The organism is Aeromonas sp. 1HA1, from assembly GCF_029237385.1.
Taxonomy (GTDB): Bacteria; Pseudomonadota; Gammaproteobacteria; order Enterobacterales; family Aeromonadaceae; genus Aeromonas; species Aeromonas popoffii.
Window position 1 is genome coordinate 1 of the sequence record NZ_JAACGC010000177.1, and the last position, 1128, is coordinate 1128.

Here is a 1128-nt window from a genome sequence, read left to right on the forward strand (position 1 = left end):
CGGCCGCACGATGAAGAGCAAAAGTTAGCATGATCGTTACCATGTTCGGGAGTCACATAGGAGATCAGATCCTGGAAATCGGGAAAAGTGCCAATCAGTTCACAATATTTGTGTATAAGAGTCAGCCTTAGTGATCACCGTGTGGGGCATAGGGGTTAACATAGCAAGAAAGCGATTTGGGGTTATGCTGGGTTACATGCTGGCCTGTACTGGGTTGTATGGCCTACTGCGGATAATCGTAGCTTGATGATGCCGTTAGAAGCCGGTTCATGTTTTGATAGAGAGGCAGTGTGCTTGTGCCCACTGCCCTGCCTTAACCAAAAAGCTCCCCTTGTATCCGCTTTCTAGTTAACAGCCTCTGTTCAGCGACCACAGCATAAGTCTGCGGCACCGAGAGCCCATACTTGCGAGCAAGCTGGTCGATATTGCGACCGTTGAACTCGTCCCAGATGGCCCGATCACGCAACGCCGCCTTGAGGTGCTCCCCGGTCGGGATGTAGTAAGCGCGACCACCCATGTAATGGGCCTGCACCAGCGCCAACTTGCGGGCCTGAGCCCTGGCCTGTTCTTGTGCCATTCCCCCTCTGGCCAGTTCGCAGGCCAGCACATCAACCAACTCGGCCAGGGCTTTGGGCCATTTGGCCGTCAGTTCGGATGCAGGGATCTGGTCGAGGCGATCGACCAGCTGCCCCAGCGAGGCATGATCATCGGCAAAGAGATCCTGATTCTGTTCCATGACTCCCCCGACAAAATAGAAAAAGCGGTGCACCGATTAGAACACAGGCCATTTTATGCGCACATTTTTTAGTGCATAATGAGTCCCTCGACTGTCTCACCAACAAGATTCAAGGAAAGGTCTTAGAACTATGGGCCGACGTTACTATCGACGGAGAAACCAGTCACTTATCACCGACACCGCCAGCACTATGCTAATGAGTTCCTGGTGGGGAGCTCTACTGCTGGGCCTGGTCGGATTTGGTTTTTTTTACTGGCTACTACCTCAGGGCAAGATCGCGAACGTTTTTTGACCAAGAAAAACAGGTTTGACCCTGCGATCCAGCTGTGATCTTATGCTCCTTTTTCAGGAGTGCCTTCATGTCTATTGATGCTGTTTTTGCTCAGTTTTTC

1 protein-coding gene is annotated in these 1128 nt (G+C 51.8%); it reads right to left on the bottom strand.

The features are described from left to right. Nucleotides 1-313: 313 nt before the first annotated feature. Complete coding sequence (locus tag GWQ22_RS21490; protein WP_275931627.1) at nt 314-736, bottom strand: Mor transcription activator family protein; 423 nt, start codon at nt 734-736, stop codon at nt 314-316. Between the last annotated feature and the right edge of the window lie 392 nt (nt 737-1128).

Bases quoted from the DNA above. Each gene is read 5' to 3' on its own strand.
- GWQ22_RS21490 (WP_275931627.1), bottom strand. From the start codon at position 736: ATGGAACAGAATCAGGATCTCTTTGCCGATGATCATGCCTCGCTGGGG.